This is a genomic window from Humibacillus xanthopallidus (assembly GCF_006716675.1).
Taxonomy (GTDB): Bacteria; Actinomycetota; Actinomycetes; order Actinomycetales; family Dermatophilaceae; genus Humibacillus; species Humibacillus xanthopallidus_B.
This window is the reverse complement of record NZ_VFPM01000004.1, coordinates 238,154-263,454: the sequence shown is the minus strand read 5'-3', so window position 1 is coordinate 263,454 and position 25,301 is coordinate 238,154. Positions and strand designations below refer to the sequence as shown.

Here is a 25,301-nt window from a genome sequence, read left to right as displayed (position 1 = left end):
ATCAGGCGTCGACGTCGTCGAGACCGTCGATGACGATCTCGAGGAGCCGGGCCAGCTCATGTCGCTCGCTGCTGCTGAGACCCCGCAGCGTGTCGCTCTCGACGACGTTGGACTCACGCACGGCGGCGCTGAAGAGCGCCCACCCTTCGGTCGTGAGCGAGACCAGGGTGCGAGTGCGGTTCGTCGGGTCGGGCCGACGCTGCAGGAGCCCACGGCCGGCCATCTTGTCGAGGCGGTGCGTCATCGAGGACGGCGCGACGTTGGAGAGGTCGGCGAGCTGGCTCGGCGTGAGACAGGTGTCGCCAGCGCGGGCGAGAGCGGCCAGCACCGACCACTCTCCCTGGGTGAGGTCGAGGTCGGCGAACTGCCGCACGTACCACTGGTCGAGCTTCTTCGTCACCGCATACACGGCGGTGATGACCCGCTGCACCGACTCCTCGCCGCCGGCTGCGACATAGGTCGCGACGTCGGACGCGTGCTCCTGCTGGGCCGTCTGACGTCGCTTGGCTGACATGAACCGCATTGTCGCACCCGAGGGCCGAGTGGTACTCTTTCGATGTCGAAGTTCGTTTTCGAAATATTTGAGGCCGAAGCAACGTTGCGATGCTTCGGCCTCCTCACGTCTCAGAAAGGGTGTGAATCCTCGTGCGCACCAAGCTGCTCATCCTCGCCTCCTCCATCGGAATGCTCGGTTGGGGGACGGTGCTGCCGTACCAGTACGCGTACGCGGCGAACACCCGTGGTTGGGGCGCCCTCACCGCGGCACTCGCCAGCACCCTCTTCTCGGTCGGCGCGCTCGTCGCGGCCCCCTTCGCCGGCCGACTGTCCGACCGCTTCAACCCGGTCACCGTCGCCGTGGTCGCCAAGCTGCTCGCGGCCGTCGGTGTCGGCGGCCTCATCTGGGCCACGACGGCGCCCGCCTTCCTCACCGGCATGTTCATCTTCGGCCTCGGGCTCACCGCGGCGGGCCCGGCTGCATCGGTGCTCGTGCTGCGATGGACGCCGAGTGTCGACCGCCGCAAGGTCTTCGCGTACAAGTTCACCGGCGAGGCCATCGGCATGGCAGTCGGCGCCTTCGTCGCGGGCCTGTTCGTCGACCTCGACCGGGCCGACGGCATGGCCTTCGCCTTCCTGGCCGCCGGTGTCGGCTTCGCCGTCTCCGCCGCGCTGATCCACGTCGCCGGCATCGGCGCCCCGAGCGACCTCGCACCCGAGCTCGCAGCAGGCGAGGCCGAGACGCGACTCGGCACGATGGAGGCGCTCCGGCGCATCTTCGCGGTGCCCGCGCTGCGCTGGACCGCGGTCGTCGCGGTGGCGCTCGCCCTGGGCTTCTACGCCCAGTTCGAGTCCGGCCTGCCGGCGTATGCGCTCACCGTGCTCGACGTCGACGAGACCGCCATCGGGCTCGCCGCAGCCGTCAACTGCCTCGTCATCGTCCTGCTGCAGGTCGTCGTCGTGCGCCTCACCGCCAAGCGCGGCGCCGGCACCCTGCTCATGGCTGTCGGCGGCATCTGGACGCTGGCCTGGGTCGTGCTCTCCGCCGCCCAGTTCACCCCGGAGATCGCCTCGGCGCTCTTCGTCACGACCTTCGGCATCTTCGCCGTCGGCGAGACGATGTATGCCCCCGTCCTCAACCCGCTCACCGCCAGCCTGGCCCCCAAGGGCCTCGTCGGCACGACGCTCGGCACGTTCACTGCGATCCAGACGACCTTCTCAGCGCTCGGACCGCTCGTCGCCGGCGCCCTGCTCGGCATGGGGCTCTCGAGCGGGTTCCTCGGGCTTCACCTGGTCATCAGCCTCGTCGCTCTGTATGCCGCATGGCGCCTCCGTGCCGCCCTGCAGTCGCGTCGGGCCGCCGACGTGGATGCAGCAGCCGTCGAGGAGCAGGCGACGCGTGGACACGGCGCCCTCTCGGAGCCGCTGCCCGCCACGGCCTGAGCCCCACCGCGGCTCCAGTCGAAAGAGCAGTCCGTCACCCGCCCTGCGGGCTGACCCAATCGAGAGAGCAGTCCGTCACCGATGGACTGCTCTTTCGATTGGGGGGGTGGGCGCTTGGGGGATTCGAGGCTCAGGGAGCGAGCTCGGCAACGGGTGTGAGCAGCCGCGACCCGACCATGCCGACGGTGCTCGACAGGGTCGCGAGGAAGTCCGTGCGCACCGGCTCGGTCTTGCGGATCTCCCACAGCACCCGGGCGTTGGTCCACGCCGCGTCGCGGGCCCGCCCGATGCTCCACGAGCCGACGAGGTTGGCGAGGGGCGCGGCATACCGCTGGTCGATCTCGAGCTCGATGCCGGTGAAGAACGACTGGCGCACCTGCTCCTGCACCGAGGCGAGCAGGCCGGTGATGCTCTGGTAATCGGTCTCCACACCCGGGCTGTCGAGCGTGAGACCGAGCTGGCGGCACGTGCGCACGACGGCGATCGGCAGGTCGTGGTTGATGTGCGCGTTCATGCCCGCGAGCGCGAACTGGATCGACAGCACCCCGGGCGTGTGCCGCTGCTCGAAGAGCGGGCGCCACGCGCTCACCGGCTGCGGGGCGTCGACCGCCTCGAGGTAGAGCCCGGCGAAGACGAGGTCGAGCCGCGTCATGAAGGTGCTGTCGGCGAAGCCCCCTGCCGCGAGCCGGTCGCGCACGAGCTCGGTGACCGTGAGGTACATCCCGTTGAAGGCACGCACCCCGTCTCCGTCGGGCAGGCCGGCCTGCACCTGGCTCATCCGGGCGACGAGCGCGTCGACGGAGGTGAACTGGCCCGGCGGAGGCACCTCGGGGCGGTCGCCCCCGAAACGGCTCGTCAACGCGCCGACGATGCTCGACCACCACCCCATCCTCGGACGGTAGCCCCGGGCACCACTGGATGCGGGCGAATCAGCGGTAGTGCTCCTCGTCGATCGACGCGAGGCGGGAGGGGAGCAGCTCCTCCCCCAGCCCGTAGAACCGTTGGAAGCTCATGATGAGCGGTCGCCACGCGTCGGGATCGATCCGGTTGGCGTGGCCGGAGTCGGTGACGGCGGGGTGCGCGTGGACGCGGACCACCCGCGCCACGACGAGGGCATGGTCGGTCTCGTGGATCGCCTCGACGCAGGCCTCGAGCGCGACCGGACACTGTGCCGCCCGCAGCGCCGTGACGACGTCGGACCCCACCGGCGTGAGCCCGGCGAGCCCGAACTTGTCCTTGTGGTGTCGGTAGCCAGCCGCGGACTTCCATGCGTTCACCCGCTCGGCTCCGGTCGTGAGGGCGAGCCGGTCGACCGCATCGACCTGGTGGTGGCTCGGGAGGTTGACGACGAGCTCACGCGTGCGTCGCAGGTTTGCGAGCGAGTGGGAGCCGAGGCCGAGCCCAAGCGTCGCCGTGTGCCCCATCCAGAAGGCTGACGAGATCGGGGCGAGGTTCGGCGTCCCGTCCTCGTTCGTCGTCGAGACGAGGACGACAGGCGTGCCGAGGTAGAGGATGGCGGGGTCGATGGTGATGTGGCTGTTCACGCCCTGAGGACGCGCGACCGCGCCGATGCGTGAGGTCGGCGCGACGCCCTGGTGCCGCCGCCCCGCCGCGCCGCCGCATCGCCGACGCTTATCGGGTGGACGCCCGCCCGGCCCGGCACCGAGACTGCGACGCATGCCGATGCGTGAGCAGCCGATGCACGCCAACCAGATCGAGGTGACGGCCGAGACGGCCACCCGGTTGGTCCGTGAGCAGTTCCCCCGGTGGGCCGACCTGCCCGTCTGCGAGGTGACCTCGCACGGCACGGTCAACGCGATCTTCCGCGTCGGCACCGACCTCGTGGCCCGCCTCCCCCTCGAAGGCGGTGACCTCGAGGCCCGGCGCATCGAGCTCCTGCACGAGATGGACGCTGCCCGCAGGCTGCTGTCCGTGTCACCGGTGGCCGCCCCCGAGCCGGTAGCCCTGGGCGAGCCCGGTGCGGGCTACCCGCTCCCCTGGTCCGTCTACCGCTGGGTCCCCGGCTCCGTCGCCGACGACACCGACGTCGCGGACTCACGCCGTTTCGCGGCGCAGCTCGCGGGGTTCGTCGCAGCCGTTCGCTCGCTGCCCACCGAGGGGCGCACCTTCCGGGGAAGCCGTCGAGGTGGTCGGCTCACGCAGCACGACGACTACGTGCGCAGGGGGCTGCACCGGAGCACCGGGCTGATCGACACCGTCGGCCTGGCCGCCCTCTGGGAGCAGCTTCGCAGCACCCCGCGGACGTGCGCCGACACCTGGACGCACGGCGACCTCATGCCCGGCAACCTGCTCGTGCGCGATGGCGGCCTCACCGGCGTCATCGACGTGGGCCAGCTCGCCGTCGCCGACCCGGCCCTCGACCTCCAGCCCGCGTGGAACCTCTTCACGCCTCGGGCCCGCGCCGCCTTCCGCGATGCCCTCGCCTGCGAAGACGCCGAGTGGGACCGCGGCAAGGGCTGGGCCTTCGCACAGGCCATCGGCTGCCTCTGGTACTACCGGGAGACCAACCCGGTCATGTCCCGGACCGCCCACCGGACGCTCCAGGCGCTGCTCGACGCAGGTTGATGCGCCGCCCGGTCACGCGACGAAGAGGCAGAACGGGTGGCCCGACAGGTCCGCGAACACGTAGAGCGGCTCGTCGGGGTCGTCGCTCCGGTCGAGGAGGAGCTCCGCCCCCAGGGCCTCTGCGCGGCCGCGTTGCCTCTCCAGCTCGTCGCGACTGGATACCGTGAAGTCGACGTGCAGCTGCATCGGGACCTCATGCGTGGGCCACGTCGTCCTCGCCAGGTGGTCGACGAGCTGGAACGCGAGCATCCGCGCCCCCGCCGAGTCGACGAGCACGAGCCAGTCCGCCTCGTCGGCGGTCCCGTCCGTCGGAGGCTCGTCACCGGGCCGGTAGTGCAGGCCGAGCAGCTGCCGGTAGAACTCGGCAAGCTGCCGGGGCCTCGTCGTGTCGAGCACCGTGTGCAGGAGCCGGGGATACTCGGCCATGAGCCCTCCTCCTTGTTCCTCCGTGTGACCGAACGGGATCCGCTCGCCCCAGAGTGCCATCCCCCGTCAGCGGGTGGCTCTCTCAGCGGGCGTTGAAGGCCTCGATCCGCTCGATGGCCTCGGCGACGGCGGTGCTGCCGGCCGCGAAGCTGAGCCGCACCGAGTGCCCACCGGACCGGTCGTCGAAGTCGCCACCGGGCGTGATCGCCACTGCGGCATCCTCGAGCAGGGCGCGCGCATAGGCACCGGACGTGCCCCACCGCTCGAGCTGAGCACCGAGGTCAGCCCAGTAGTAGAAGGCGCCGTCCGGCGGAGCGGACTCGCCCCAGCCCAGCCGAGATCCGTTGTCCAGCAGCAGCTTTCGTGTGCGCGCGAACTCTGCGACGGCGTCGTCGCACTCGCGGTAGGACTCCGGGGCGAAGGCGGACACGGCGGCATACTGAGCTGGAGCCGGCGGACACAGCGCGACGTTGCCCGCCAGCGCGTCGACGGGTCGCACGAGGTCGTCCGGCAGCAGCATCCAGCCCAGGCGCCACCCCGTCATGCCCCAGTACTTGCTGAACGACGAGATGACGATCGCGGTGTCGTCGATCTCCCACGCGCAGACCCCGCGCGGGTCGAGGGCACCCGGCTCGGGATAGGTGACACCGTGGTAGATCTCGTCGCTGACGAGACGCACGCCGTTCGCGCGGCACCACTGCGCCAGCGCCGTCAGTTCGGCCCGATCGACCATCGTGCCAGTGGGATTCGCCGGTGAGGCAACGATGAGTCCCGCGAGCGGACCGTCCGCCGACGCCGCGTCGAGCAGCGCCGGCGTGGGCTGGAACCTCGTGCCCGCCCCGCAGTCGATCTCGACGACCTCGCACCCGAGCGCCGTGAGGATGTTGCGGTATGCCGGGTAGCCGGGCCGGGCGAGCGCCACCCGGTCGCCCGGGTCGAAGGCTGCGAGAAAGGCGAGCACGAAGCCGCCCGAGGACCCCGTCGTGACGGCCACCCGGGCGGGGTCGACGTCGACGGCATACCAGCGGCTGTAGTGGGCGGCGATCTCGGCGCGCAGCTCGTGGATGCCGAGGGCGGACGTGTAGGTGAGGGCGCGGCCCGAGGCATGGAGGCGGGCGGCGGCCTCCGAGACGAGCGTGGGTGCACCCCCCGACGGCTCGCCGGCGCACAGCGAGACGACGTCACGGCCGGCGGCCCGCAGCACGGCCACCCGGTCGAGCACGTCCATCACCTCGAAGGGTGCCACCTGCGATCGGCGGGAGGGTGCGGGGCGGCGCGGCGTCTCGGTCACCGGCACAGTCTCCCGCACCCCCGCTGGGTCCAGCCCATAGCATCTGCGGGTGAGCACCCCGCCCGCCGCCGTCACCCGCTCGACCGTCGTGGCCGCATCGGACCCCGGCCGGATCGCCCTCGCCCTCGTGCTCCACCGGCTCGCCCTGCGGCACTGGGTCGACCTCCTCGTGCCGGCGACCCTCGTCCTCGCCCTCGAGTGGCTGCTCGGGCTCCCGCTCGTCGTGGGGCTGCTCCTCGCCGTCGCGACGGTGGCCGTGCTCGTCACGGTGCGCATCTGGCAGGCCCGCCGCCGCTTCGCGCGATCCTTCCCCGTCGACTCCCGCCTCACCGTGACGGCGAGCCCCAGCGGCCTCGTCCTCACCCGCGGCGACGACCCGCCGGCGTTCGACGTGCGCTGGCACCTCTTCGACACCGCGACCGTCGTGCGCGACCACCTCGTCCTCGGCATGCGGGGCTCACAGGCGCTCGTCGTCCTGCCCGCATCGCTCAGCGACGAGGGTCTCGTGTCAACGGTGAAGGCCGCAGTCGCAGGCGCGCCCCTCGTCGCCACTGCGCCCGATGGCGGCGAGGTGTCGACCGCGAGCGAGGCGTCGCCGCAGGCAGACTCACCGATCGACGCTGGCCCGGTGGATCCCGCTCGCGTCACCACGACGACGATCGACGAGGCGACGATCGACCGGATGTCGCGAGACTTCACCGTGCAGTCGGTCACGGGCCTGCGCACGCTCGCGCTCCTCGGCCTCCTCGTCGCGCTCTCGGTGCTCGTCCAGTTCTCCTCCGACGCGACGACGCGCTGGGTCCTGCCCGTCGTCACCGTCGTGTTCATCGTGGCCGTCGTGGTCGGCGGCTACCTCGGCACCCGTCGGGTGCTGCGCAGGTCACCCGGCGGCCTCATCACGCTCACCTTCGGTGACGAGGGCTTCACCGCCACGTCTGACGCCGGCACCTCGCGCATGGAGTACCGCGACATCCTCGGCGTCACCGTGCGCGGCGAGACCGTGATGATCCGGGGCGCGGGCGGCGCCGTCGCCGTCTACCCGCTCACCCTCTTCCCGCCGCCTCTCCTCGCCGAGGTGCGGGCCGGGGCCGCACGCCGCTGAGCGGGCACGAGCGACGAGACCCACGAAACACGACGTTCACAGGTCGCGATTACCCTCGCCCCATGACGATCGCCTTCCACGCGGACTCCTCGAGCCTCGTCGACAAGGAGGTGCTGACCTGGGAGATGTTCGGCACCGCCTGCCGAGACCTCGCCCAGCTCGTGGCGGACTCGAGCTTCCGCCCCGAGGTCCTCGTCGCCGTGGCTCGCGGAGGCCTGCTGCCGGGCGGGGGCCTGTCCTACGCACTGGGCATCAAGCTCACCGACGCCATCAATGTCGAGTTCTACACCGACGTGGAGGAGACGCTCCCCGACCCGGTGCTGCTCGCGCCCCACCTCGACACCGACAGCCTCGAGGGACGCCACATCCTCGTCGTCGACGACGTCGCCGACTCCGGCCGCACCCTCGCCCTCGTGCTCGACCTCCTGCAGCAGCACGGCGCCGAGGCCCGCAGCGCCGTCCTCTACGCCAAGCCCCGCTCCGAGGTCACGCCCGACTACGTGTGGCGCCAGACCGACAAGTGGATCGTCTTCCCGTGGTCGGCAGAGCCACCCGTGCTCGTGCCCCTGCCCGACGAGGCGGTCGAGGGACGGACCGGCGCCGCCTCCGGCTGAGCGCCGCGTCCGGCTGACTGCCGGGCGTGTCAGAGCCAGCGGGACGGGTGGTCGACGACCTCGGCCAGCTCGGCCAGCGCCCCACCCGTCGCACCCGGGGCGCGGTCGTCCGCGGCGACCTCGATGGTCGGGGGCAGCCAGCGACTCGAGAGCACGCGCCTCGTCAGCTGCGGCTCGAGCCGGGGGCGCAGCACGTCGACGAGCCGGCCCAGGTGCCCACCGAGCACGATGACCGGCAGGTCGAGCACGTTGACGACGCCCGCCAGAGCGGTCGCGAGCGCCCAGGCGGCCCGGTCGAGCGCCGCCGTGGCATCGGCGTCCCCAGCCCGTATGCGTTCGGCGAGCTCCGCAGGATCCGCGTCGTGGGGCAGCCCCGCGGCTTCGAGCAGGGCGTGCCGGCCGGCATACCGCTCCAGGCAGCCCGTGGACCCGCAGGGGCACGGAGGACCGTCAGGGTCCACGCAGACGTGGCCGATCTCGCCGGCCCAGCCGTGTCGCCCGGTCATGACGCGACCGTCGAGGACGGCTGCCCCGCCGATGCCGATCTCTCCCGAGAGGTAGATGAAGTCGGGCAGTGGCCCCGGTCGCCCCGGCGCCGCCTGGGCGACCGTCAGGGCGGCGAGGTCGGCCTCGTTGCCGAGCCGGAGGTCGAGGCCACCGAGCACGTCTCGGCTGAGGTGGTCGCACGGACGCACGTCCGACCACCCGAGGTTGGGCGCGCGCAGGAGTACGCCGGGACCGACGGAGACGATGCCCGGCAGCGCGAGCCCGCAGCCGACCAGCCTTGTGCCTGAGGGGAGTCCGTCGATGGTGGCGCGGGCCAGCCGGCCGAGTCGCGCGAGCACCGGGCCGGGCTCGCTGTCGACGAAGTCGCCCTCGTCGACAGCCTCGGCGAGGCGTGTGCCGTCGAGCGCGACGACCGTGGCCGCCAGCGAGCCGGCATTGACCTGGAGGCCCAGAGCAGCGACGCGCGGGCTCGCCGCCAAGGGGGTCGCCGGCCGGCCGGGCCGGGCGGCTGCGACCTGCGCCAGCTCGACGAGCAACCCGCCGGCGACGAGCTCGTCGACGAGGCGCGACACCGTCGACCGGGTCATGCCCGTGAGTCCCGCGACATCGGCCCGCGACCGCGGCGCCGGCGAGCCGAGCACGGCACTGACGACGAGGGCGAGGTTGGTCTCACGCAGGAGGGCCTGCCGTGCGCCGGTGACGGGGGCCCGGTCACTGCCCGGGTGGGGGGCGGGTGCTGGGGACCTCCGAGGCGACTCCGCCTCGGCACCGAGGTCGACCGGCTCGTCCCGGTCGGTCACGTCGGCCATCTCCGGCACCTCGGCCATCTCCGTCATGTCGGCGCCCCTCACCCGCGGCGGGGCGGGACGGCGCTGCCACGCACGGTCAGGTGCGGCGGCAGGAGCTCCTGCACGGTCGGCTCGCCCCGCAGCTGGCTCATCGCGAGCTCGACGGCGCGGCGACCGACGTCGGTCGCCGGGATCGAGACCGCGTCGAGCGGCACCGCCTGGGTCTCGGCGATGTCGTCGGGACACAGCGCCACGACGGACATGCCCTCCGGCACCTCGCGCCCGGCCGCACGCAACGACTGGAGCAGCGGCGAGAGGGCGGCCTCGTTGTGCACGACGAGGCCGGTCACCTCGGGCTCGTCGTGCAGCAGCCGGTCGAGCACCGACTCGACCTCGCGGTGGTCTGCCCCGACGGCGTGGACCGAGCCGCTGACACCGAGCGACCGCGCCGCCTCCTCGAAGCCCGCCCGGAAGCGCAGCGCATAGCTCGTGCCGCGGTCGTAGACCGCAGGCGTCGCCCCGAGGAGCGAGACGTGCGTGTGCCCGAGACCGGCGAGCCGCTCGACACACACCCGAGCCGCAGCCGCGAAATCCAAGTCGACACAAGCGAACTCACCCGGTGAGTCTGGCACGCCGATGAGCACGACGGGGAAGCCGGTGCCACGCAGGCTCTCGAGGCGCGGCTCGTCGGCCTCGACGTCCATGACGATGATCGCGTCAGCCATCGACCCCTGCACGACCCGGCTCACGGCCTCGGGCCCCTCGTCCTTGGTGAGCAGCAGGACGTCGTAGTCGTGACGCCTGCACTCGACGGTGATCGCAGCGACGAACTGCATGATGACCGGCACGTTGACGTCGGTGCGCAGGGGCACGACGAGACCGACGATCTTCGTGCTGGCGCTGGCGAGGGCGCGGGCCCCGGCGTTCGGGCGGTAGCCGAGCCGGGCGATGCCGGCCTCGACCCTCGCCCGGGTCTCGGCCGAGATGGTGCGCTTGCCGCTGAGGACGTAGGACACCGTGCTCGGCGCGACCCCAGCCTCGCGGGCCACGTCGGCAATCGTGGGCATGCGCTCACCATAGGCGAGCGGAGCGGCTCCCGTGTCCGAGCTCATCGTCGTCGGCATCTCGCCCCCTCTCTGCGTGCTCAGACGCACCATCCCACATTAAGTCGCCTGACGAAACTATTGACGGATCGTCCTCGTCGATGTCACAGTCGAAGCGCTTCGACAACTTCCCACCGAGGAGCGAACAATGACGTTTTCCTTCCCGCGAGCCGCCCTGGCGGCCGTCGCCGTCGGTGTCCTCGCCCTCAGCGCCTGCAGCGGCGACGCCACCGGAGCCGGGGCGGGGGCCGGAGCCGACGACATCGGCGCCACGACCCTCAAGCTCTGGCACTACGAGAGCGCCAACGGCGCCATGGGGGCGGCCTGGGACAAGGCCATCGAGATCTTCAAGAAGGAGCACCCCGGCGTCACGGTCGAGTTCGAGCGCAAGGCGTTCGAGCAGATCCAGCAGAACGCCGGGATGATCCTCAACAGCGCCGAGGGTCCTGACCTCATGGAGTACAACAAGGGCAACGCGACCGCCGGGCTGCTCGCCTCACAGGGCCTGCTCACCGACCTGACCGCCGAGGCCCAGAAGCGCGGCTGGGACAAGAAGCTGAGCCCGAGCCTGCAGACCACCGCCAAGTACGACGACAAGGGCGTCATGGGTGGCAACACCTGGTACGGCGTGCCCAACTACGGCGAGTACGTGATGGTCTACTACAACAAGGACCTCTTCACGAAGAACGGCGTGGCGCTGCCGAAGACCTTCGCCGAGCTCGAGTCGGCGCTGGGAGCCTTCAAGGCCAAGGGAATCGCCGGTCTCGGCATGTCCGGTGCCGAGTACCCTGCCGGCCAGCTCTACTACCAGCTCGCGCTCTCCAAGGCCGACCGCTCGTTCGTCGACAACTACCAGCTCTACAAGGGCGCCGTCGACTTCGGCGCCGACCCGCTCAAGTACGGCGCCGAGACGTTCGACAAGTGGGTCAAGGCCGGCTACATCGCGAAGGACACCGCGAGCGCCAAGGCCGAGGACATGGGCACGGCGTTCATCGCCGGCAAGACGCCGATGATCGTCTCGGGCAGCTGGTGGTTCGGCCGCTTCACCGACGAGATCAAGGGCTTCGACTGGGGAACGATGCTCTTCCCCGGCAACACGCTCGACGCCGGCTCCTCGGGCAACCTCTGGGTCGTCCCGACGAACTCCAAGGCCAAGTCGCTCGCCTACGACTTCATCGACATCACGATGCGGCCCGAGGTGCAGAACATCCTCGGCGAGAAGGGCGGCCTGCCCGTCGCCGGCGACCCGTCGCAGATCAAGGACCCCCGCACCCGCCAGATGACGGAGAACTTCGCCACCCTGCTCAAGCAGGACGGCCTGGCCTTCTACCCCGACTGGCCCGTACCCGGCTACTACGACGTCATCGTGTCGAGCCTCCAGGGGCTCATCAACCAGTCGAAGGATCCCTCCGCCGTGCTCGCGTCGCTCGCGAAGCCCTACCAGGACGGCGTCAAGGAGATGCAGTCCAAGTAAGGCCGGCGGCCCTCACCCAACGGCCCTGACGCGGGGTGGGGCGGCCCGCCCGCCCCACCCCGACACCGGAGGTAACAATGTCGACCATCACCGTGACCCGCCGGCCTCACCGCGAGCGCTCCTACTGGACGTACTTCCTGCCGGGGGCCGTCCTCTTCACCGCCGTCATCGCGATCCCGCTCGTCTACAACATCTACCTGTCCCTGACCCGCTGGTCGGGCGTCGGCAAGCCGAGGTTCGTCGGGCTGCACCAGTACACCCGGCTCTTCTCCGACGAGCTCTTCTGGACCTCGTTCCGCAACTCCCTCGCGATGATCGTCGCGATGGTCGTCGTGCCGACGATCATCGGCCTCGTGCTCGCGGCCGTCCTCTTCGACTACCTCGGCCGTCGCTTCCGCGGCAGCGTCGTATCGGTGCTCCGGGCGACGTTCTACCTCCCGCAGATCCTGCCGGTCGTCGTGGCCGGCATCGTCTGGGGCTGGATCCTGCGCCCGGACGGCGCGGTCAACGCGATCCTCGAGGCCATCGGCCTCGGCTCCCTCGCGCAGGACTGGCTCGGCGACCCGTCCTTCGCCCTGCCCACCGTCATGCTCGTCATGGTGTGGGTGCAGATCGGCTACCCCGTCGTCATCTTCATGGCGGCCCTCGGCCGGGTCGACCCCGAGCTCTACGAGGCGGCCGAGCTCGACGGGGCCGGCTGGTGGGCCCGCCTGCGCGCCATCACGATCCCGCAGATCAGGCCCGAGACCTACGTCGTGGCGCTGACCTGCACGATCGCCGCGCTCAAGGTCTTCGGGCCGATCTTCGCCCTCACCCGTGGCGGCCCGGAGAACACGACCAACGTGCCCTCCTACTTCGCCTACACGACCTTCTTCAAGAAGCTCGACGTCGGCTACGGAGCGGCCATCGCCACGGTCCTCACGCTCATCATCGTGCTCGTCGCCGCCGGCTTCATGGTCTTCCAGGCCCGCGCCGAGCGAAAGGACGCCTGAGCCATGAGCGTCATCGTCACCCCCACGACCACGCCCGGCGCCTCGAACGCCGCAGACCCCGCAGGTGGGTCGCCCACCCCGGGCGCAGTGTCCGCAGCACCCGCCGTGCGCAGCCGCTTCACCCGCGGCCCCGGTCGCTGGGTCGTCCTCGTGCTCGTCACCGTCACGGCGCTGGCCGTCATCGCCCCCTTCCTCCTCATGCTCCTCAACGCCTTCAAGTCGCCGTCCGACTACAGCACGAACGGCCCGCTCAGCCTGCCGACGGAGTTCTACACCGAGGGCCTGACGACCTACTGGAACCAGGTCGACTACCCCCAGAAGCTGCTCAACTCGATCGTCATCTCGGGCACCGTCGCCGTCGCCGCGACCGTCATCTCGCTCCTCAACGCCTTCGCCCTCGGCATCGGGCGGGTCAAGGGACGGGTCTGGATCGTCGGCCTGTTCCTGCTCGCCAACATGCTGCCGCAGGAGGCCCTCGTCTACCCGCTCTACTTCTTCGCGAAGCAGGTCGGCCTCTACAACACCCAGCTCTCGGTCATCATCATCTTCACCGTCATCCAGAGCGCCTTCGGCACCTACCTGCTCTCGTCGGTGCTCACAACGTTCCCGCGCTCGGTGCTCGAGGCGGCCCGGCTCGACGGCGCCAGCCGCTGGCAGGTGCTGTGGCGGGTGATCTTCCCGATCACCCGGCCGACCCTCTCGGTCCTCGTCATCTTCTTCTTCATCTGGACGTGGAACGAGTTCTTCATCCCGCTGGTCATGCTCATCTCCAACAGCACGCAGACGGTGCCGGTCGCGCTCGCGACACTCCAGGGCGACCGCCTCATGGACGCGCCGACGACCAACGCGGGCGCACTCATCTCCCTCATCCCCTGCGTCATCTTCTTCCTCATCTTCCAGCGCACCCTGACCCGCGGCGTCATGGCCGGGGCCGAGAAGTGACCTGAATCCCCTTCCCACGAAAGCGAACCCGATCACCCATGAAGTTCACCGACGGCTACTGGCAGACGCGCGCCGACGTCACCCTGCTGCGTCCTGCGGAGGTGCGCGACCTCGAGATCGGCGACGACGGCCGCAGCCTCACCGCATACGCCCCGACGGCGCGCATCGGCACGCGGGGAGACACGCTCAACCGCCCGCTGCTCACGGTCCGCTTCCACTCCCCCATGCCCGACGTCATCGGGGTGCGCCTCACCCGTCACGAGGGCGGGCTGCCGCGGCACCCGCAGTTCGCGCTCGCGGGCAGCGGCACCGCGAGCGCCACCGCGACGGTCGACGAGAACGGCGGGGTCCTCGAGGCCGGCCGGCTCAGCGTCCACGTCGCCACGGGCGAGGGGTATGCCGTCCGCTTCGTCGCGGACGGGCGCGAGCTGACGTCGTCGATGCCTCGCGGCACCGGCGTCGCCCTCGGCGCGGACGGTCAGACGTGGGCCGTCGACCAGCTCTCCCTCGGCGTCGGCGACCTCGTCTACGGGCTGGGCGAGCGTTTCGGCCCGCTCGTCAAGAACGGCCAGACCGTCGACATCTGGAACGCCGACGGCGGCACGAGCAGCGAGCAGGCCTACAAGAACGTCCCCTTCTACCTGACGAACGCCGGCTACGGCGTCTTCGTGCGCCACCCCGAGGAGGTGTCGTTCGAGGTCGGCTCCGAGGCCGTCTCGGCGACGCAGTTCTCCGTCGCCGGCGAGCAGCTCGAGTACTACGTCATCCACGGCGCGACGCCCAAGGAGATCCTCGCGACCTACACCGCCCTGACCGGTCGCGCGCCCCAGGTGCCGCCCTGGTCCTACGGCCTGTGGCTCTCGACGTCGTTCACGACGAGCTACGACGAGACGACGGTGACCTCCTTCGTCGACGGCATGGCCGAGCGCGGGCTGCCCCTGTCGGTCTTCCACTTCGACTGCTTCTGGATGCGCGAGTTCCACTGGTGCGACTTCGTCTGGGACCCCGCGACCTTCCCCGACCCGGAGGGCATGATCCGCCGGCTCAAGGCGAAGGGGCTGCGCATCTGCGTGTGGATCAACCCCTACATCGCGCAGCGGTCGGCCCTCTTCACCGAGGGCATGGAGAAGGGCTACCTCGTGCGGCGGCCGGACGGCAGCGTCTGGCAGTGGGACAAGTGGCAGGCCGGCATGGGCCTCGTCGACTTCACCAACCCGGCGGCGGTCGACTGGTTCACCGGCAACCTGGGGCGCCTGCTCGACATCGGCGTCGACGCCTTCAAGACCGACTTCGGCGAGCGCATCCCGACCGATGTCGTCTGGCACGACGGCTCCGATCCGGAGCGGATGCACAACTACTACGCGCAGGTCTACAACCGCGCCGTCTTCGACCTGCTGCGCGACCGGCGCGGCGAGGGCGAGGCCGTGCTCTTCGCCCGCTCCGCCACGGCCGGCGGGCAGCAGTTCCCCGTGCACTGGGGCGGCGACTGCGACTCGACCTTCCCCTCGATGGCCGAGTCGCTGCGTGGCGGGCTGTCACTCGCCTACTCCGGGTTCGGCTACTGGTCGCACGACATCGGCGGCTTCGAGGGCCGGCCCGACCCCGCGGTCTTCAAGCGGTGGGTGGCCTTCGGGCTGCTCTCGAGCCACAGCCGCCTCCACGGCTCCGACTCCTACCGCGTGCCGTGGGCCTTCGACGAGGAGGCGGTCGACGTGACGCGCCGCTTCACCCGGCTCAAGCTCGCCCTCATGCCGTACCTCGCCCGGGTCGGTCGCGACGTCACGGCGGAGGGGACCCCGGTGATGCGCCCGATGCCGCTCGAGTTCCCCGACGACCCGGGTGTCGCCCACCTCGACCGGCAGTACCTGCTCGGAGACTCGCTCCTCGTCGCCCCCGTGTTCTCCGCCGACGGGCGGGTCGACTACTACCTGCCCGCCGGACGGTGGACCTCGCTGCTCGACGGCCGCAACGTCACCGGCCCCGGCTGGGTGCGCGAGGAGCACGGGTTCGACTCGCTGCCGCTGCTCGTCCGGCCCGACACGGTCCTGCCGCTCGGTGCCCGCACGGACACCCCGGAGTACGACTGGGCCGACGGCGTGACGCTCGCCCTCGTCGAGCTCGCCCACGGCGAGCACGAGGTCGTCGTGCCGGGCTCGCAGGCCGGGCCCGACACGGTCTTCACGGTGAGCCGCAGCGCGGACACGCTCGTCGTCCGTCGCACGTCCGGTCCCGACGGCCACGGCGCGTGGCGCGTCGTCGTCCCCGGCACCGACGAGGGCCGGGTCCGCGTGTCGGGAGGCCGTCTCGTCGCGCCGGTCGCCGACCTGCCGTATGCCGTGGGCGGGGCTACCGTCGAGGTCGACGGGGACACGCTCGAGATCGACCTCGAAGGAGGTGCCCGATGACGGACACCAGCACGATCGCCTCGCCCACGTCCCTCGCCGCACGATTCCCGGCAGGCTTCCGCTGGGGCGCCGCCACCGCGTCCTACCAGATCGAGGGCGGGGTCCACGAGGGCGGCCGCGGCCCCTCGATCTGGGACACCTTCAGCCACACGCCGGGCCGCACGGCCGGCGGCGAGACCGGCGACGTGGCCGTCGACCACTTCCACCGCTGGCGCGACGACGTGGCGCTGATGGCCGACCTCGGCCTGCAGTCCTACCGCTTCTCCATCGCCTGGCCCCGCATCCAGCCCACGGGAAGCGGCGCCGTCAACCAGGAGGGGCTCGACTTCTACTCCCGTCTCGTCGACGGCTTGCTGGAGAAGGGAATTCGCCCGGTACCCACCCTCTACCACTGGGACCTGCCCCAGCCGCTGGAGGACGCCGGCGGCTGGCCGCAGCGCGAGACCGCCCTGCGCTTCGCCGACTACGCGGGGGTCGTGGCCGCGCACCTCGGCGACCGCATCCCCCTGTGGCTGACGCTCAACGAGCCGTGGTGCAGCGCCTACCTCGGGTATGCCGCGGGCGTCCACGCCCCCGGGCGCACCGAGCCCGCTGCGGCGATGGCGGCCGTGCACCACCTCAACCTCGCGCACGGCCTGGGGTCACAGGCGATTCGGGCGGTCGCGGGCGACGGCGCCGGCATCGGCGCGGCGCTCAACTTCCACGTGCCCCGCCCCGCCGACCCGGCCGACCCGCGCGACCTCGACGCGGTGCGCACGGTCGACGCCCTCGCCAACCGGGCCTTCCTCCAGCCCATGATGGAGGGGACCTACCCTGAGGACCTCGTCCGCGACGTCGCCGCCGTCACCGACTTCGGCTTCGTGCGCGACGGCGACCTCGACGCCCTGGCCACCCCGCTGACGACCCTGGGCGTCAACTACTACTCGAGCTGCATCGTGCGCCACTACGACGGCAGCCGGCCACGGTCGACCGCCGACGGGCACGGTGACGGTGCGAGCCCGTGGGTCGGCGCCGACCACGTCGAGTTCCCCCCGACGGCGCCGCCCCACACCGCGATGGGCTGGAACGTCGACCCCGAGGGCTTCACCGAGCTGCTCGTCGGGCTGTCACGGCGCTACCCCGACCTGCCACTGCTCATCACCGAGAACGGCTCTGCGTTCGCCGACGAGGTCGACGCCGGCGGGCGCGTGCACGACCCGGAGCGCACCGACTACCTCGTGCGGCACCTCGGCGCCGTCGCGGACGCCCTCGACGCCGGCGCCGACGTGCGCGGCTACCTCGTGTGGTCGCTGCTCGACAACTTCGAGTGGGCCTGGGGCTACGACCGGCGGTTCGGCATCGTGCGGGTCGACTACGACACGCAGCAGCGCACGGTCAAGGACTCGGGCCACCTCTACGCCGCGGTCATCGAGGCGCACCGGAAGGGTGGGGGCACCGACGCGGCGACGGGCGCAGAGCCGGCCGGACGGCATACCTGAGGGTTTGCTGGAAGCGCTGGGGCACGCGCCGGTCGTAGTGTGCTCGACATGGACATCGGACTGCACCTCGCCAACTTCACCTGGTCGGGCGGATCGGCCACCTTCGTCGACGACCTCACGCGTACGGCGAAGCTGGCCGAGGAGATCGGCTTCACGAAGCTCTCCGTCATGGACCACGTCTGGCAGATCCGCGGCGTCGGGCCCAAGGAGCACGAGATGCTCGAGGCGTACACGACGCTCGGCTTCCTCGCCGCCGTCACCGAGCGCGTCGAGCTGCTCGCGTGGGTCACCGCGGCGATCTACCGCGAGCCGGGGCTGCTCGCCAAGGAGGTGACGACGCTCGACGTGCTCTCCAGGGGGCGGGCCTGGCTCGGCATCGGTGCGGCGTGGAACGAGGAGGAGTGCGTCGGGCTCGGCCTGCCCTTCCCGTCCACCGCCGAGCGCTTCGAGCGGCTCGAGGAGACCCTGCAGATCTGCCTGCAGATGTGGAGCGACAGCGACGAGCCCTACACCGGCAAGCACTACCAGCTCGGCAGCACGCTCAACTCGCCGCAGTCCGTGCAGCGCCCGCACCCGCCCATCCTCATCGGCGGCGGGGGCGAGAAGAAGACGCTGCGGATGGTCGCGCAGTACGCGCAGGCCTGCAACCTCTTCGACAGCCCCGACCTCGCCCACAAGCTCGACGTCCTGCGCGGCCACTGCGACGCGCTCGGCCGTGACTACGACGAGATCGACAAGACGGTGATGGGCTTCTTCGACATCGGTGCCAAGGGCGAGAAGGTCGACGAGGTGCTCGCCCACCTCGGGGAGCTCGCACAGCTCGGCATCACCCACGTGCACACCGGCGTGTGGGACGGGTCGAGCACAGAGCAGCTCGACATCTTCGGCGAGCGGATCATCCCCGCGGCGCGGGAGCTCTGAAGGGAGGCGTCAGCGCCGCGACGTCGGCAGCGTGAGGATCTCGGCTCCGTCCGGGGTGATGGCGATGGTGTGCTCGCTGTGCGCGGTGCGGCAGCCGGTGGCGCTGCGCAGCGTCCACCCGTCGTCGTCCGTGACGAGCTCGGCGGTGTCGGCCATGACCCACGGCTCGAGCGCGAGCAGCAGGCCCGGCCGCAGGGGGTAGCCCCGGCCGGGCCGGCCGGCATTGGACACGTGCGGCTCCTGGTGCATCGTCGACCCCACCCCGTGACCGCCGAACTCGGTGTTGACCTCGTAGCCCGCGGCGGAGAGCACCTGCCCGATGGCGTGGGAGAGGTCGCCGATGCGGGCGCCCGGCCCCGCGGCGGCGATGCCGGCCGCGAGGGCACGTTCGGTGGCGGTGATCATCGCGACGCTCTCCGCCGGCGGGGAGTCGCCCACGACGAAGCTGATGGCGGAGTCCGCGACGACCCCGCCGAGCGAGACGGCGAGGTCGAGCGAGACGAGGTCGCCGTCGGCCAGGGAGTAGTCGCGCGGCAGCCCGTGCAGCACGGCGTCGTTGACCGAGGTGCAGATGTAGTGGCCGAACGGTCCGCGTCCGAAGGACGGCTCGTAGTCGACGTAGCAGGACTCCGCCCCTGCCTCGACGATCATGGCCCGGGCCCAGTCGTCGATGTCGAGGAGGTTCGTGCCGGCGGTGCTGCGGGCCTTCATCGTCTGCAGGATGTCGGCGACGAGGGCGCCGGTCTCCTTCGCACGCGCGAGCTCGGTGGGGCTCAGGATCTCGATCATTCGGCGACCTTCGTGTGCGACAGTGACTGACCCGGACATGGTAGGTGTCGTATCGAGGCGCCGGCGTTCGTGGACCTGGTGAGCGGCGGCCGACCGGGCTGCCGCGCGCGAGAGTCCGCAGGATCTTGCAACGACTGGGAGGAGACGACGATGCCGGAGTACCTGATCACGTTCAACGACGAGTGGGTGCCCGACCAGAGGAGCGAGCAGATCACCGACAAGGGAACCGCCGCGAGGGCGGTCGTGGCAGAGATGCAGGCCGCGGGAGTGCTCCTCTTCACCAACGGTGGCCTCGACCGGTCGACGGCGCTCTTCAGCGTCGAGGCGGTCGACGGCAAGCCGGTCTTCACCGACGGGCCCTTCGTCGAGACGAAGGAGCACCTCGGCGGCTTCTGCGCCGTCGACGTGCCCGACGACGAGACGGCGCGCTACTGGGCGGGCCGGCTCGCCACGGTGCTCGAGTGGCCGCAGGAGGTGCACCGGTTCCGCGGCCCCGGGCTCGCCCGGACCGACGGGTAGTGACCCGACCGCCCGTCGACGACGTCCTCACCCGGGTCCACCACGAGGAGTGGGCCCGGGTGGTCGCGGCGCTCGCGCGTCGCTTCGGCGACCTCGACATCGCCGAGGACGCGGCGGCGGAGGCCTTCGCGACGGCCGCCGAGCGGTGGCCGCGCGACGGCATCCCGCCCAACCCCGGCGGGTGGCTGACGACCACGGCCACCCGCAAGGGCATCGACCGGCTCCGTCGCGAGTCCCGACGCGACGCCAAGCACCAGGCGGCCCTCATGGCCCACGACGACACGCCCCACGAGCCGACCGGCCCCGTCGAGGACGACCGGCTGCGGCTCGTCTTCACCTGCTGCCACCCCGCGCTCGCGATGGAGGCCCGGGTGGCGCTCACCCTCCGGCTGCTCGGCGGCCTCACCGTCGCCGAGATCGCCCGGGCCTTCCTCGTGCAGGAGACGGCCATGGCGCAGCGGATCACCCGGGCCAAGGCGAAGATCAAGGCTGCCGGCATCCCCTACCGGGTGCCGTCGGCCGACGACATCCGCGAGCGGCTCGCCGGTGTGCTCGCCGTCGTCTACCTCGTCTTCAACGAGGGCTACCTGGCCGGCGAGGGCGACGACCCGCTCCGTGTCGACCTCACCGACGAGGCGATCCGTCTCGGCCGGCTGCTCCGTGACCTGCTGCCCGACGACGGTGAGGTGGCCGGGCTGCTGGCCCTCATGCTCCTCACCGACGCCCGGCGGTCGGCGCGCGTCTCGCGCACCGGCGAGCTCGTGACCCTCGACGAGCAGGACCGCGGCGCGTGGGACCGCGCCCTCATCGCCGAGGGCCGGGCCCTCGTCGAGGAGCGGATCGCGGCGGTGGCGGCCGGTGGGGAGCCGCCCGGCCGCTACCAGCTGCAGGCCGCGATCAGCGCGGTCCACACCGATGCGCCGTCCGCCCGCGACACCGACTGGTCGACGATCGTCGCGCTCTACGGCCGCCTCGTGGTCCTCGACCCCTCACCTGTCGTCCGGCTCAACCGCGCGGTCGCGATGGCCGAGGTGGACGGCCCGTCCGTGGCGCTCGCCGAGGTCGACCGGCTCGGCGAGGCCCTGGACCGCTATCACGCCTACCACGCCACCCGCGCCGACCTGCTGCGTCGCCTCGGTCGCAGCGGCGAGTCGCGGGCGGCATACGACCGGGCGATCGCCCTCGCGGGCAACCCCGCCGAGCGGGCCTACCTCGCCCGGCGACGCGACCAGCTCGCCGGGTGAGGGCGGCGCAGACGGCGCCGGCTCGCGATTCCTGAGACGCTGTCGGCATGCCACCGACCGAGCGTGATCGCGATGCCCTCGGGCGTGCCCGGCAGGCGAGACCCCGCGATGCGCTGGGTCGGCCGCTGCCCTACGGCGCCGAGGGGGTCGAGCCGGTGTCGGAGGAGCCGCTCCCTCCCGAGGAGACCCTCCGGATGGCGCGCGAGCTCGTCGACGGCGGGCGCCCCTTCTCCGCACACGAGGTGCTCGAGGCGCGCTGGAAGGCCGGGCCGGACGAGGAGCGCGACCTGTGGCAGGGCCTCGCACAGGCCTGTGTGGCCCTCACCCACTCCGCCCGCGGCAACCGGACGGGGGCGCAGCGTCTCGCGGACCGAGCAGCCCTGCGGCTCGAGGCGTATGCCGCCACCGGCCGCGACGCATACGGCCTCGACCTCGGCGCGGTGCTGGACTGCCTGCGCCGGCAGACGGCATGAGACCGCGCCCACTCAACCGCCTAACAATGACACTAAGATTTCATTTTTGATACTCTAAGCACGTTAAAGTTTCACATCTGAAACCCAAGGGAGCAGATGATGGCCGGCGCAACGAGCGCGCGCACCCCCGTGGCCGTGGCGCGCGCCCTGGACGGGCTGGGCCGGGACGTGACCACATGGCGCAAGCTGCGCCACCTGACGGTCGAGCAGGTCGCCGATCGTGCCGGCGTCAGCCGCAGCACCGTCCTGCGTCTCGAGAGCGGGCAGGGGTCGTCCGTGGAGAACCTGCTGCGGGTGACTCGCGCGCTGGGTGTGCTGGACCTGCTGACCAAGGCGCTCGACCCCTACGCCACCGACGTGGGTCGCCTCCGCGCCGACGAGGAGCTCCCGACCAGGGTGCGTCCGCGCGGAGCCGGCAGGTGAGCGCCGTCGAGGTCTGGGTGTCCATCGCGGGCGTGGACGTGCGCGCCGGCACCCTGTACCCGCACCGCCGCCGCGGCGGCGTCACCGAGAGCGCCAGCTTCACGTATCTGGACGAGTACATCGCGAACCCTCGCGCCTACTCCTTGGAGCCGGGGCTGCCACTCGGGGCCGGCGCCCACCAGAGCTCCGTCGGGCATCCGATGTTCGGCGCCTTCGGGGACTGCGCCCCGGACCGGTGGGGCAGGACTCTGGTCAAGCGGCGCGAGGCGGCCGAGGCCCGTGTCGAAGGCCGCGAACCGCGCAGCCTGGGCGAGGTCGACTACCTCCTGGGGGTCCGCGACGACCTGCGACAGGGCGCCCTGCGATTCCGCCGCGGGCAGGGCCCGTTCGAGGCGATCGAGGACCGCGGTGTCCCTGCCCTGACCGACCTGCCAGAACTGCTCACTCTCGCTGCGCGAGCCGAGGCGGACTCGGCCGACCTCCCGGACCTTCAGCGCCTCATCCGCGTCGGCAGCTCCCTCGGCGGGGCCCGGCCCAAAGCGCACGTTCGCGACGCCGAAGGGAACCTCGCCATCGCCAAGTTCCCCAGCGCCGCGCACGACACGTGGAACGTCATGGCGTGGGAGAAAGTTGCGCTCGAGCTCGCCTCCCAGGCCGGCATCAGTGTCCCGGTAAGCACCCTGCTGAATCTCGCCGGGCGCAGCGTTCTGATCGTGGACCGGTTCGATCGGACCCGCGAGGCCGACGGTGGACCCGCCGGCCGGGTCGGCTACGTCAGCGCGATGACGATGCTCCAGTCCACCGACGGCGAGCAGGGCAGCTACCTGGAGATAGCCGAGGCCATCGAGACGCACTCGTCGCGAGCGACCGCGGACCTGCGCGAGCTCTGGCGCCGGATCGTCTTCTCCATCCTCATTTCCAACACCGACGACCACCTCCGTAACCACGGATTCCTCCACGAGGACGGCGACACCTGGCGGCTGTCCCCGGCGTTCGACCTCAACCCCAACCCCGAACCAGGGCCCAAGCACCTGAGCACGGCCATCGACCTGGCTGACGACACGGCGAGCATCGCGATCGCACTCTCTGTCGCCGACTACTTCCGCCTCGGCGTCGAGGAAGCCAACGACATCGTCGCGCAGGTCCAGACGGCCGTCTCGCGCTGGGCCCGGGTCGCCCGTCAGCACGGTCTGTCCTCGAAAGAGCTCACCGCCATGTCGTGGGCGTTCGACGCGCACTCCGCGCGCGGCTCGACATCCGCGTAGCCACCACACCCACCGGCGACTCCGCGCGTCTCACGCCGCCGGGCGTGTGTCAGAGCGCGGGGGCGCCCGCTTTCGGTACCCGGATCGTCATGTCAACGACGTAGGTGCCGAGGTCGACCACGCTGCTGCTGCCCGCAACCGCCCAGGACCGCGACGGCCACAATGCAGGGCACGGACACGGTGAGCAGCGGCAGACGTCGGCGACGAGACATGCGCGGAGTCTAGGAGGGAGGGGCGCCGGTGGGCGGACACACGCAGCCCACTGGTTCTGTCGGCCGGGCAACCCAGGACCGATCTACTCCGTGATGAGGGTGTGAGACGAGCTGTGCCGGGAGAGAAGGACGCCGAGTTCCTCGCGTTCGTGACGATGTCACGCCGCGAGCTGCGTCAGGTCGCGTTCCTGATGTGCGGTGACTGGCACCAGGCAGAGGACCTGACCCAAGACGCTCTCCTCAGCCTCTACGCGGCGTGGGACCGCATCGAGGTCCGCTCTCGGCTCCTGCCGTACGCACGACGCGTCCTGCTCCGCAAGCTCCTCGACCAGCGAAGGAGACCGTGGCGGCGTGAGGTCGCCACAAGCGTGCCTGACCGGGAGGACGTGCGCGCGGGGACGCATGACCTCGGCGAACGGCGGATGCTGCTGGACCTGCTGGCGAACCTCGCCCCACGCCGAAGGGCCTGTCTGGTGCTGAGGTACTTCGAGGAGCTGTCGGTGGCTGAGACCGCCGAGGTCCTCGGTTGCAGCGAGGGCACGGTCAAGAGCCAGACGTCCAGAGCCTTGGCCGAGCTGCGCGCACTCGTCGACGACGCCGGTCTCGCCATTGACGATCTTCTGCAAGGAGTGTCCTGATGAGCACCCAGCTCCGTGAGGCCCTTAGAGGGGCCGCCGACGACGGCGAGTCTCCCTTCACCCGGACGCCGCACGACGTGCTGCGCGCGGCCCGACGGCATCAGCGGAGTCGCCGAGTCCGCGTCTGGGCTGTGCCGTCAGGAGCGGTGCTGGCAGTCGCTGCGACCGCGGCGGGCGTGCTCGTCGCGCCCGGACTGCTCAGCGGCGACGCGGCCCGCAGGTCCGCACCGGCGCAGGCTTCGGTCTCCCAGTCCGCGATCGCGCCGTCGACGTCTCCGTCCCCGACTCCCACGGTCTCGAGGGCCCCGGGGACGGCACCCTCTCCGACCTACGTGCCGGACATCCTGACCACGGCGGAGACCTTGGCGCGATGCCGCGCGCAGGCAGACAGGGACTTCGGCGTGGGAAAGGCCTTCTCTCTCATCGACCCCCCACGGGTACTGATGGCAGGGCGCGGAGTGCAGACCACCGATGCGAAGGGCAACCTCGGCCTGTGCACCATCCCCTACGCCACACCAGCGCGGTTGGTGCCTGGCCCGTTCGCCTCCGTCGATGACACGTCCGGCATCGCAGAACAGTGCAGCCAGGTCGCTGGCTACGACCTGACCGGATGGCGCCTGCGTACAGCCTCGTCGGGAAACGGCGCCCTCGCTGCCGTGTTCTCGTCCGACAACGGGTGGGATGCCGCGTGCGTCCTCACCCCGCAGGCGTGGGAGCCGCGCGGCACCCCGTTTCAAGAGGTGAGGATCTACGAGTCGAACCTGCCGTGGACAGGCGCGTCCGCGTACGTCGTGGCCCTGGACGGAACCTACCGCCGCACGTCGAAGCCCGGGACGAAGGCGGGGAGCATGTTCTACGGAGCAGCGACGCTCCGTGACGACGGTGGCGTGGCGACCCGCGCCACACGGGTCAAGGTGACCTTGGGCACGGGCGAGAAGTTCAGCTTTCCCGTGGTCGACGGGCGCTACGCCATCGTGATCAGCGGACCTCAGACAGGCGGCCTGCAAAACGGCACATATGTCGTGACAACATCGGACGGAACGGTCCTGCGCCGCGGCAGCCTGCACGGGTGAGACCACCTCGCGGATGAACACCAGACGCATCCCCTCGTGGGGCATGAGCCCCTTTCACGAGCCAGAGAACCGACTGCGGCCCGCCGCCGGTGCTGGCG

Annotated in this window: 25 protein-coding genes; 17 read left to right on the top strand and 8 right to left on the bottom strand. The window is 71.2% G+C overall.

Translation table 11 applies throughout. The features are described from left to right. Position 1 precedes the first annotated feature (1 nt). Positions 2-514: a MarR family winged helix-turn-helix transcriptional regulator gene (locus FBY41_RS20750; protein WP_141846750.1), complete on the bottom strand. Its 513-nt coding sequence runs from the start codon at positions 512-514 to the stop codon at positions 2-4. Positions 515-645: 131 nt separating this feature from the next. On the opposite strand from FBY41_RS20750, the gene FBY41_RS20745 reads away from it, so the two are divergent. Beyond that, positions 646-1,938, top strand: a complete 1,293-nt coding sequence (locus tag FBY41_RS20745; RefSeq protein ID WP_141846748.1) for an MFS transporter — start codon at positions 646-648, stop codon at positions 1,936-1,938. Between the two features lie 130 nt (positions 1,939-2,068). Here the strand turns inward: FBY41_RS20745 and FBY41_RS20740 are convergent, their stop codons facing one another. Together FBY41_RS20740 and FBY41_RS20735 are read right to left on the bottom strand one after the other, a co-directional pair. Continuing rightward, complete coding sequence (locus tag FBY41_RS20740; RefSeq protein WP_141846746.1) at positions 2,069-2,827, bottom strand: DUF5995 family protein; 759 nt, start codon at positions 2,825-2,827, stop codon at positions 2,069-2,071. Between the two features lie 40 nt (positions 2,828-2,867). After that, positions 2,868-3,482, bottom strand: coding sequence for a flavin reductase family protein (locus FBY41_RS20735; RefSeq protein ID WP_260439951.1), 615 nt, complete (start codon positions 3,480-3,482; stop codon positions 2,868-2,870). A 133-nt stretch (positions 3,483-3,615) separates the two neighbouring features. On the opposite strand from FBY41_RS20735, the gene FBY41_RS20730 reads away from it, so the two are divergent. Then, positions 3,616-4,524, top strand: coding sequence for an aminoglycoside phosphotransferase family protein (locus tag FBY41_RS20730; RefSeq protein ID WP_221629376.1), 909 nt, complete (start codon positions 3,616-3,618; stop codon positions 4,522-4,524). A gap of 12 nt (positions 4,525-4,536) precedes the next feature. Here FBY41_RS20730 and FBY41_RS20725 read toward each other — a convergent pair whose 3' ends face one another. Next, positions 4,537-4,950: a VOC family protein gene (locus FBY41_RS20725; protein ID WP_141846742.1), complete on the bottom strand. Its 414-nt coding sequence runs from the start codon at positions 4,948-4,950 to the stop codon at positions 4,537-4,539. An 82-nt stretch (positions 4,951-5,032) separates the two neighbouring features. Next, the gene (locus FBY41_RS20720; RefSeq protein ID WP_375869895.1) at positions 5,033-6,241 is read right to left on the bottom strand and encodes an aminotransferase class I/II-fold pyridoxal phosphate-dependent enzyme; all 1,209 of its coding nucleotides are present in this window, start codon (positions 6,239-6,241) and stop codon (positions 5,033-5,035) included. Positions 6,242-6,290: 49 nt separating this feature from the next. Between FBY41_RS20720 and FBY41_RS20715 the strand changes: the two genes are divergently transcribed. Together FBY41_RS20715 and FBY41_RS20710 are read left to right on the top strand one after the other, a co-directional pair. Next, positions 6,291-7,343, top strand: a complete 1,053-nt coding sequence (locus FBY41_RS20715) for a hypothetical protein (protein WP_141846740.1) — start codon at positions 6,291-6,293, stop codon at positions 7,341-7,343. 62 nt (positions 7,344-7,405) lie between these two features. Beyond that, positions 7,406-7,957 carry a phosphoribosyltransferase gene (locus tag FBY41_RS20710; protein WP_141846737.1) on the top strand — a complete coding sequence of 184 codons (552 nt, stop codon included), beginning with the start codon at positions 7,406-7,408 and terminating at the stop codon, positions 7,955-7,957. Between the two features lie 29 nt (positions 7,958-7,986). On the opposite strand, the gene FBY41_RS20705 is transcribed toward FBY41_RS20710, so the two are convergent. Both FBY41_RS20705 and FBY41_RS20700 read right to left on the bottom strand, forming a co-directional pair. Continuing rightward, positions 7,987-9,300 (bottom strand): ROK family transcriptional regulator, encoded by a 1,314-nt coding sequence (locus FBY41_RS20705; protein WP_260439950.1) that lies wholly within the window; start codon positions 9,298-9,300, stop codon positions 7,987-7,989. A gap of 11 nt (positions 9,301-9,311) precedes the next feature. Continuing rightward, a complete protein-coding gene (locus tag FBY41_RS20700) occupies positions 9,312-10,319 on the bottom strand; it encodes a LacI family DNA-binding transcriptional regulator (protein WP_141846735.1) in 1,008 nt (335 codons plus the stop codon). A 184-nt stretch (positions 10,320-10,503) separates the two neighbouring features. Between FBY41_RS20700 and FBY41_RS20695 the strand changes: the two genes are divergently transcribed. From FBY41_RS20695 to FBY41_RS20670, 6 genes are all read left to right on the top strand, one after another. Next, positions 10,504-11,829, top strand: a complete 1,326-nt coding sequence (locus tag FBY41_RS20695; protein WP_141846733.1) for an ABC transporter substrate-binding protein — start codon at positions 10,504-10,506, stop codon at positions 11,827-11,829. A gap of 77 nt (positions 11,830-11,906) precedes the next feature. Then, positions 11,907-12,821: a carbohydrate ABC transporter permease gene (locus tag FBY41_RS20690; protein WP_141846731.1), complete on the top strand. Its 915-nt coding sequence runs from the start codon at positions 11,907-11,909 to the stop codon at positions 12,819-12,821. A gap of 3 nt (positions 12,822-12,824) precedes the next feature. Next, on the top strand, positions 12,825-13,763 hold the full coding sequence (locus FBY41_RS20685) for a carbohydrate ABC transporter permease (protein ID WP_141846729.1): 939 nt from the start codon (positions 12,825-12,827) through the stop codon (positions 13,761-13,763). Between the two features lie 38 nt (positions 13,764-13,801). Beyond that, positions 13,802-16,168 carry an alpha-xylosidase gene (gene yicI, locus FBY41_RS20680; protein WP_141846727.1) on the top strand — a complete coding sequence of 789 codons (2,367 nt, stop codon included), beginning with the start codon at positions 13,802-13,804 and terminating at the stop codon, positions 16,166-16,168. After that, positions 16,165-17,646 (top strand): GH1 family beta-glucosidase, encoded by a 1,482-nt coding sequence (locus FBY41_RS20675; protein ID WP_141846725.1) that lies wholly within the window; start codon positions 16,165-16,167, stop codon positions 17,644-17,646. Before yicI ends, FBY41_RS20675 begins: the two co-directional genes overlap by 4 nt. A gap of 48 nt (positions 17,647-17,694) precedes the next feature. Continuing rightward, a complete protein-coding gene (locus FBY41_RS20670) occupies positions 17,695-18,567 on the top strand; it encodes an LLM class F420-dependent oxidoreductase (protein ID WP_141846723.1) in 873 nt (290 codons plus the stop codon). Positions 18,568-18,576: 9 nt separating this feature from the next. On the opposite strand, the gene map is transcribed toward FBY41_RS20670, so the two are convergent. Further along, positions 18,577-19,356 carry a type I methionyl aminopeptidase gene (gene map, locus FBY41_RS20665; RefSeq protein WP_141846721.1) on the bottom strand — a complete coding sequence of 260 codons (780 nt, stop codon included), beginning with the start codon at positions 19,354-19,356 and terminating at the stop codon, positions 18,577-18,579. A 150-nt stretch (positions 19,357-19,506) separates the two neighbouring features. On the opposite strand from map, the gene FBY41_RS20660 reads away from it, so the two are divergent. From FBY41_RS20660 to FBY41_RS20625, 7 genes are all read left to right on the top strand, one after another. Continuing rightward, on the top strand, positions 19,507-19,875 hold the full coding sequence (locus FBY41_RS20660; RefSeq protein WP_141846719.1) for a YciI family protein: 369 nt from the start codon (positions 19,507-19,509) through the stop codon (positions 19,873-19,875). Beyond that, complete coding sequence (locus FBY41_RS20655) at positions 19,875-21,119, top strand: RNA polymerase sigma factor (RefSeq protein ID WP_141846717.1); 1,245 nt, start codon at positions 19,875-19,877, stop codon at positions 21,117-21,119. Before FBY41_RS20660 ends, FBY41_RS20655 begins: the two co-directional genes overlap by 1 nt. A 47-nt stretch (positions 21,120-21,166) precedes the next feature. After that, positions 21,167-21,592, top strand: a complete 426-nt coding sequence (locus FBY41_RS20650) for a DUF309 domain-containing protein (protein ID WP_141846715.1) — start codon at positions 21,167-21,169, stop codon at positions 21,590-21,592. Between the two features lie 99 nt (positions 21,593-21,691). After that, entirely contained in the window at positions 21,692-22,015 is a 324-nt protein-coding gene (locus FBY41_RS20645) for a helix-turn-helix domain-containing protein (protein WP_260439949.1), read from the top strand. Next, a complete protein-coding gene (locus FBY41_RS20640; protein WP_141846711.1) occupies positions 22,012-23,280 on the top strand; it encodes a type II toxin-antitoxin system HipA family toxin in 1,269 nt (422 codons plus the stop codon). The genes FBY41_RS20645 and FBY41_RS20640 overlap by 4 nt, the downstream gene beginning before the upstream one ends. Before the next feature lie 313 nt (positions 23,281-23,593). After that, complete coding sequence (locus tag FBY41_RS20630) at positions 23,594-24,130, top strand: SigE family RNA polymerase sigma factor (RefSeq protein ID WP_221629375.1); 537 nt, start codon at positions 23,594-23,596, stop codon at positions 24,128-24,130. Between the two features lie 332 nt (positions 24,131-24,462). Further along, a complete protein-coding gene (locus FBY41_RS20625; RefSeq protein WP_141846709.1) occupies positions 24,463-25,203 on the top strand; it encodes a hypothetical protein in 741 nt (246 codons plus the stop codon). The last annotated feature ends 98 nt before the right edge of the window (positions 25,204-25,301 follow it).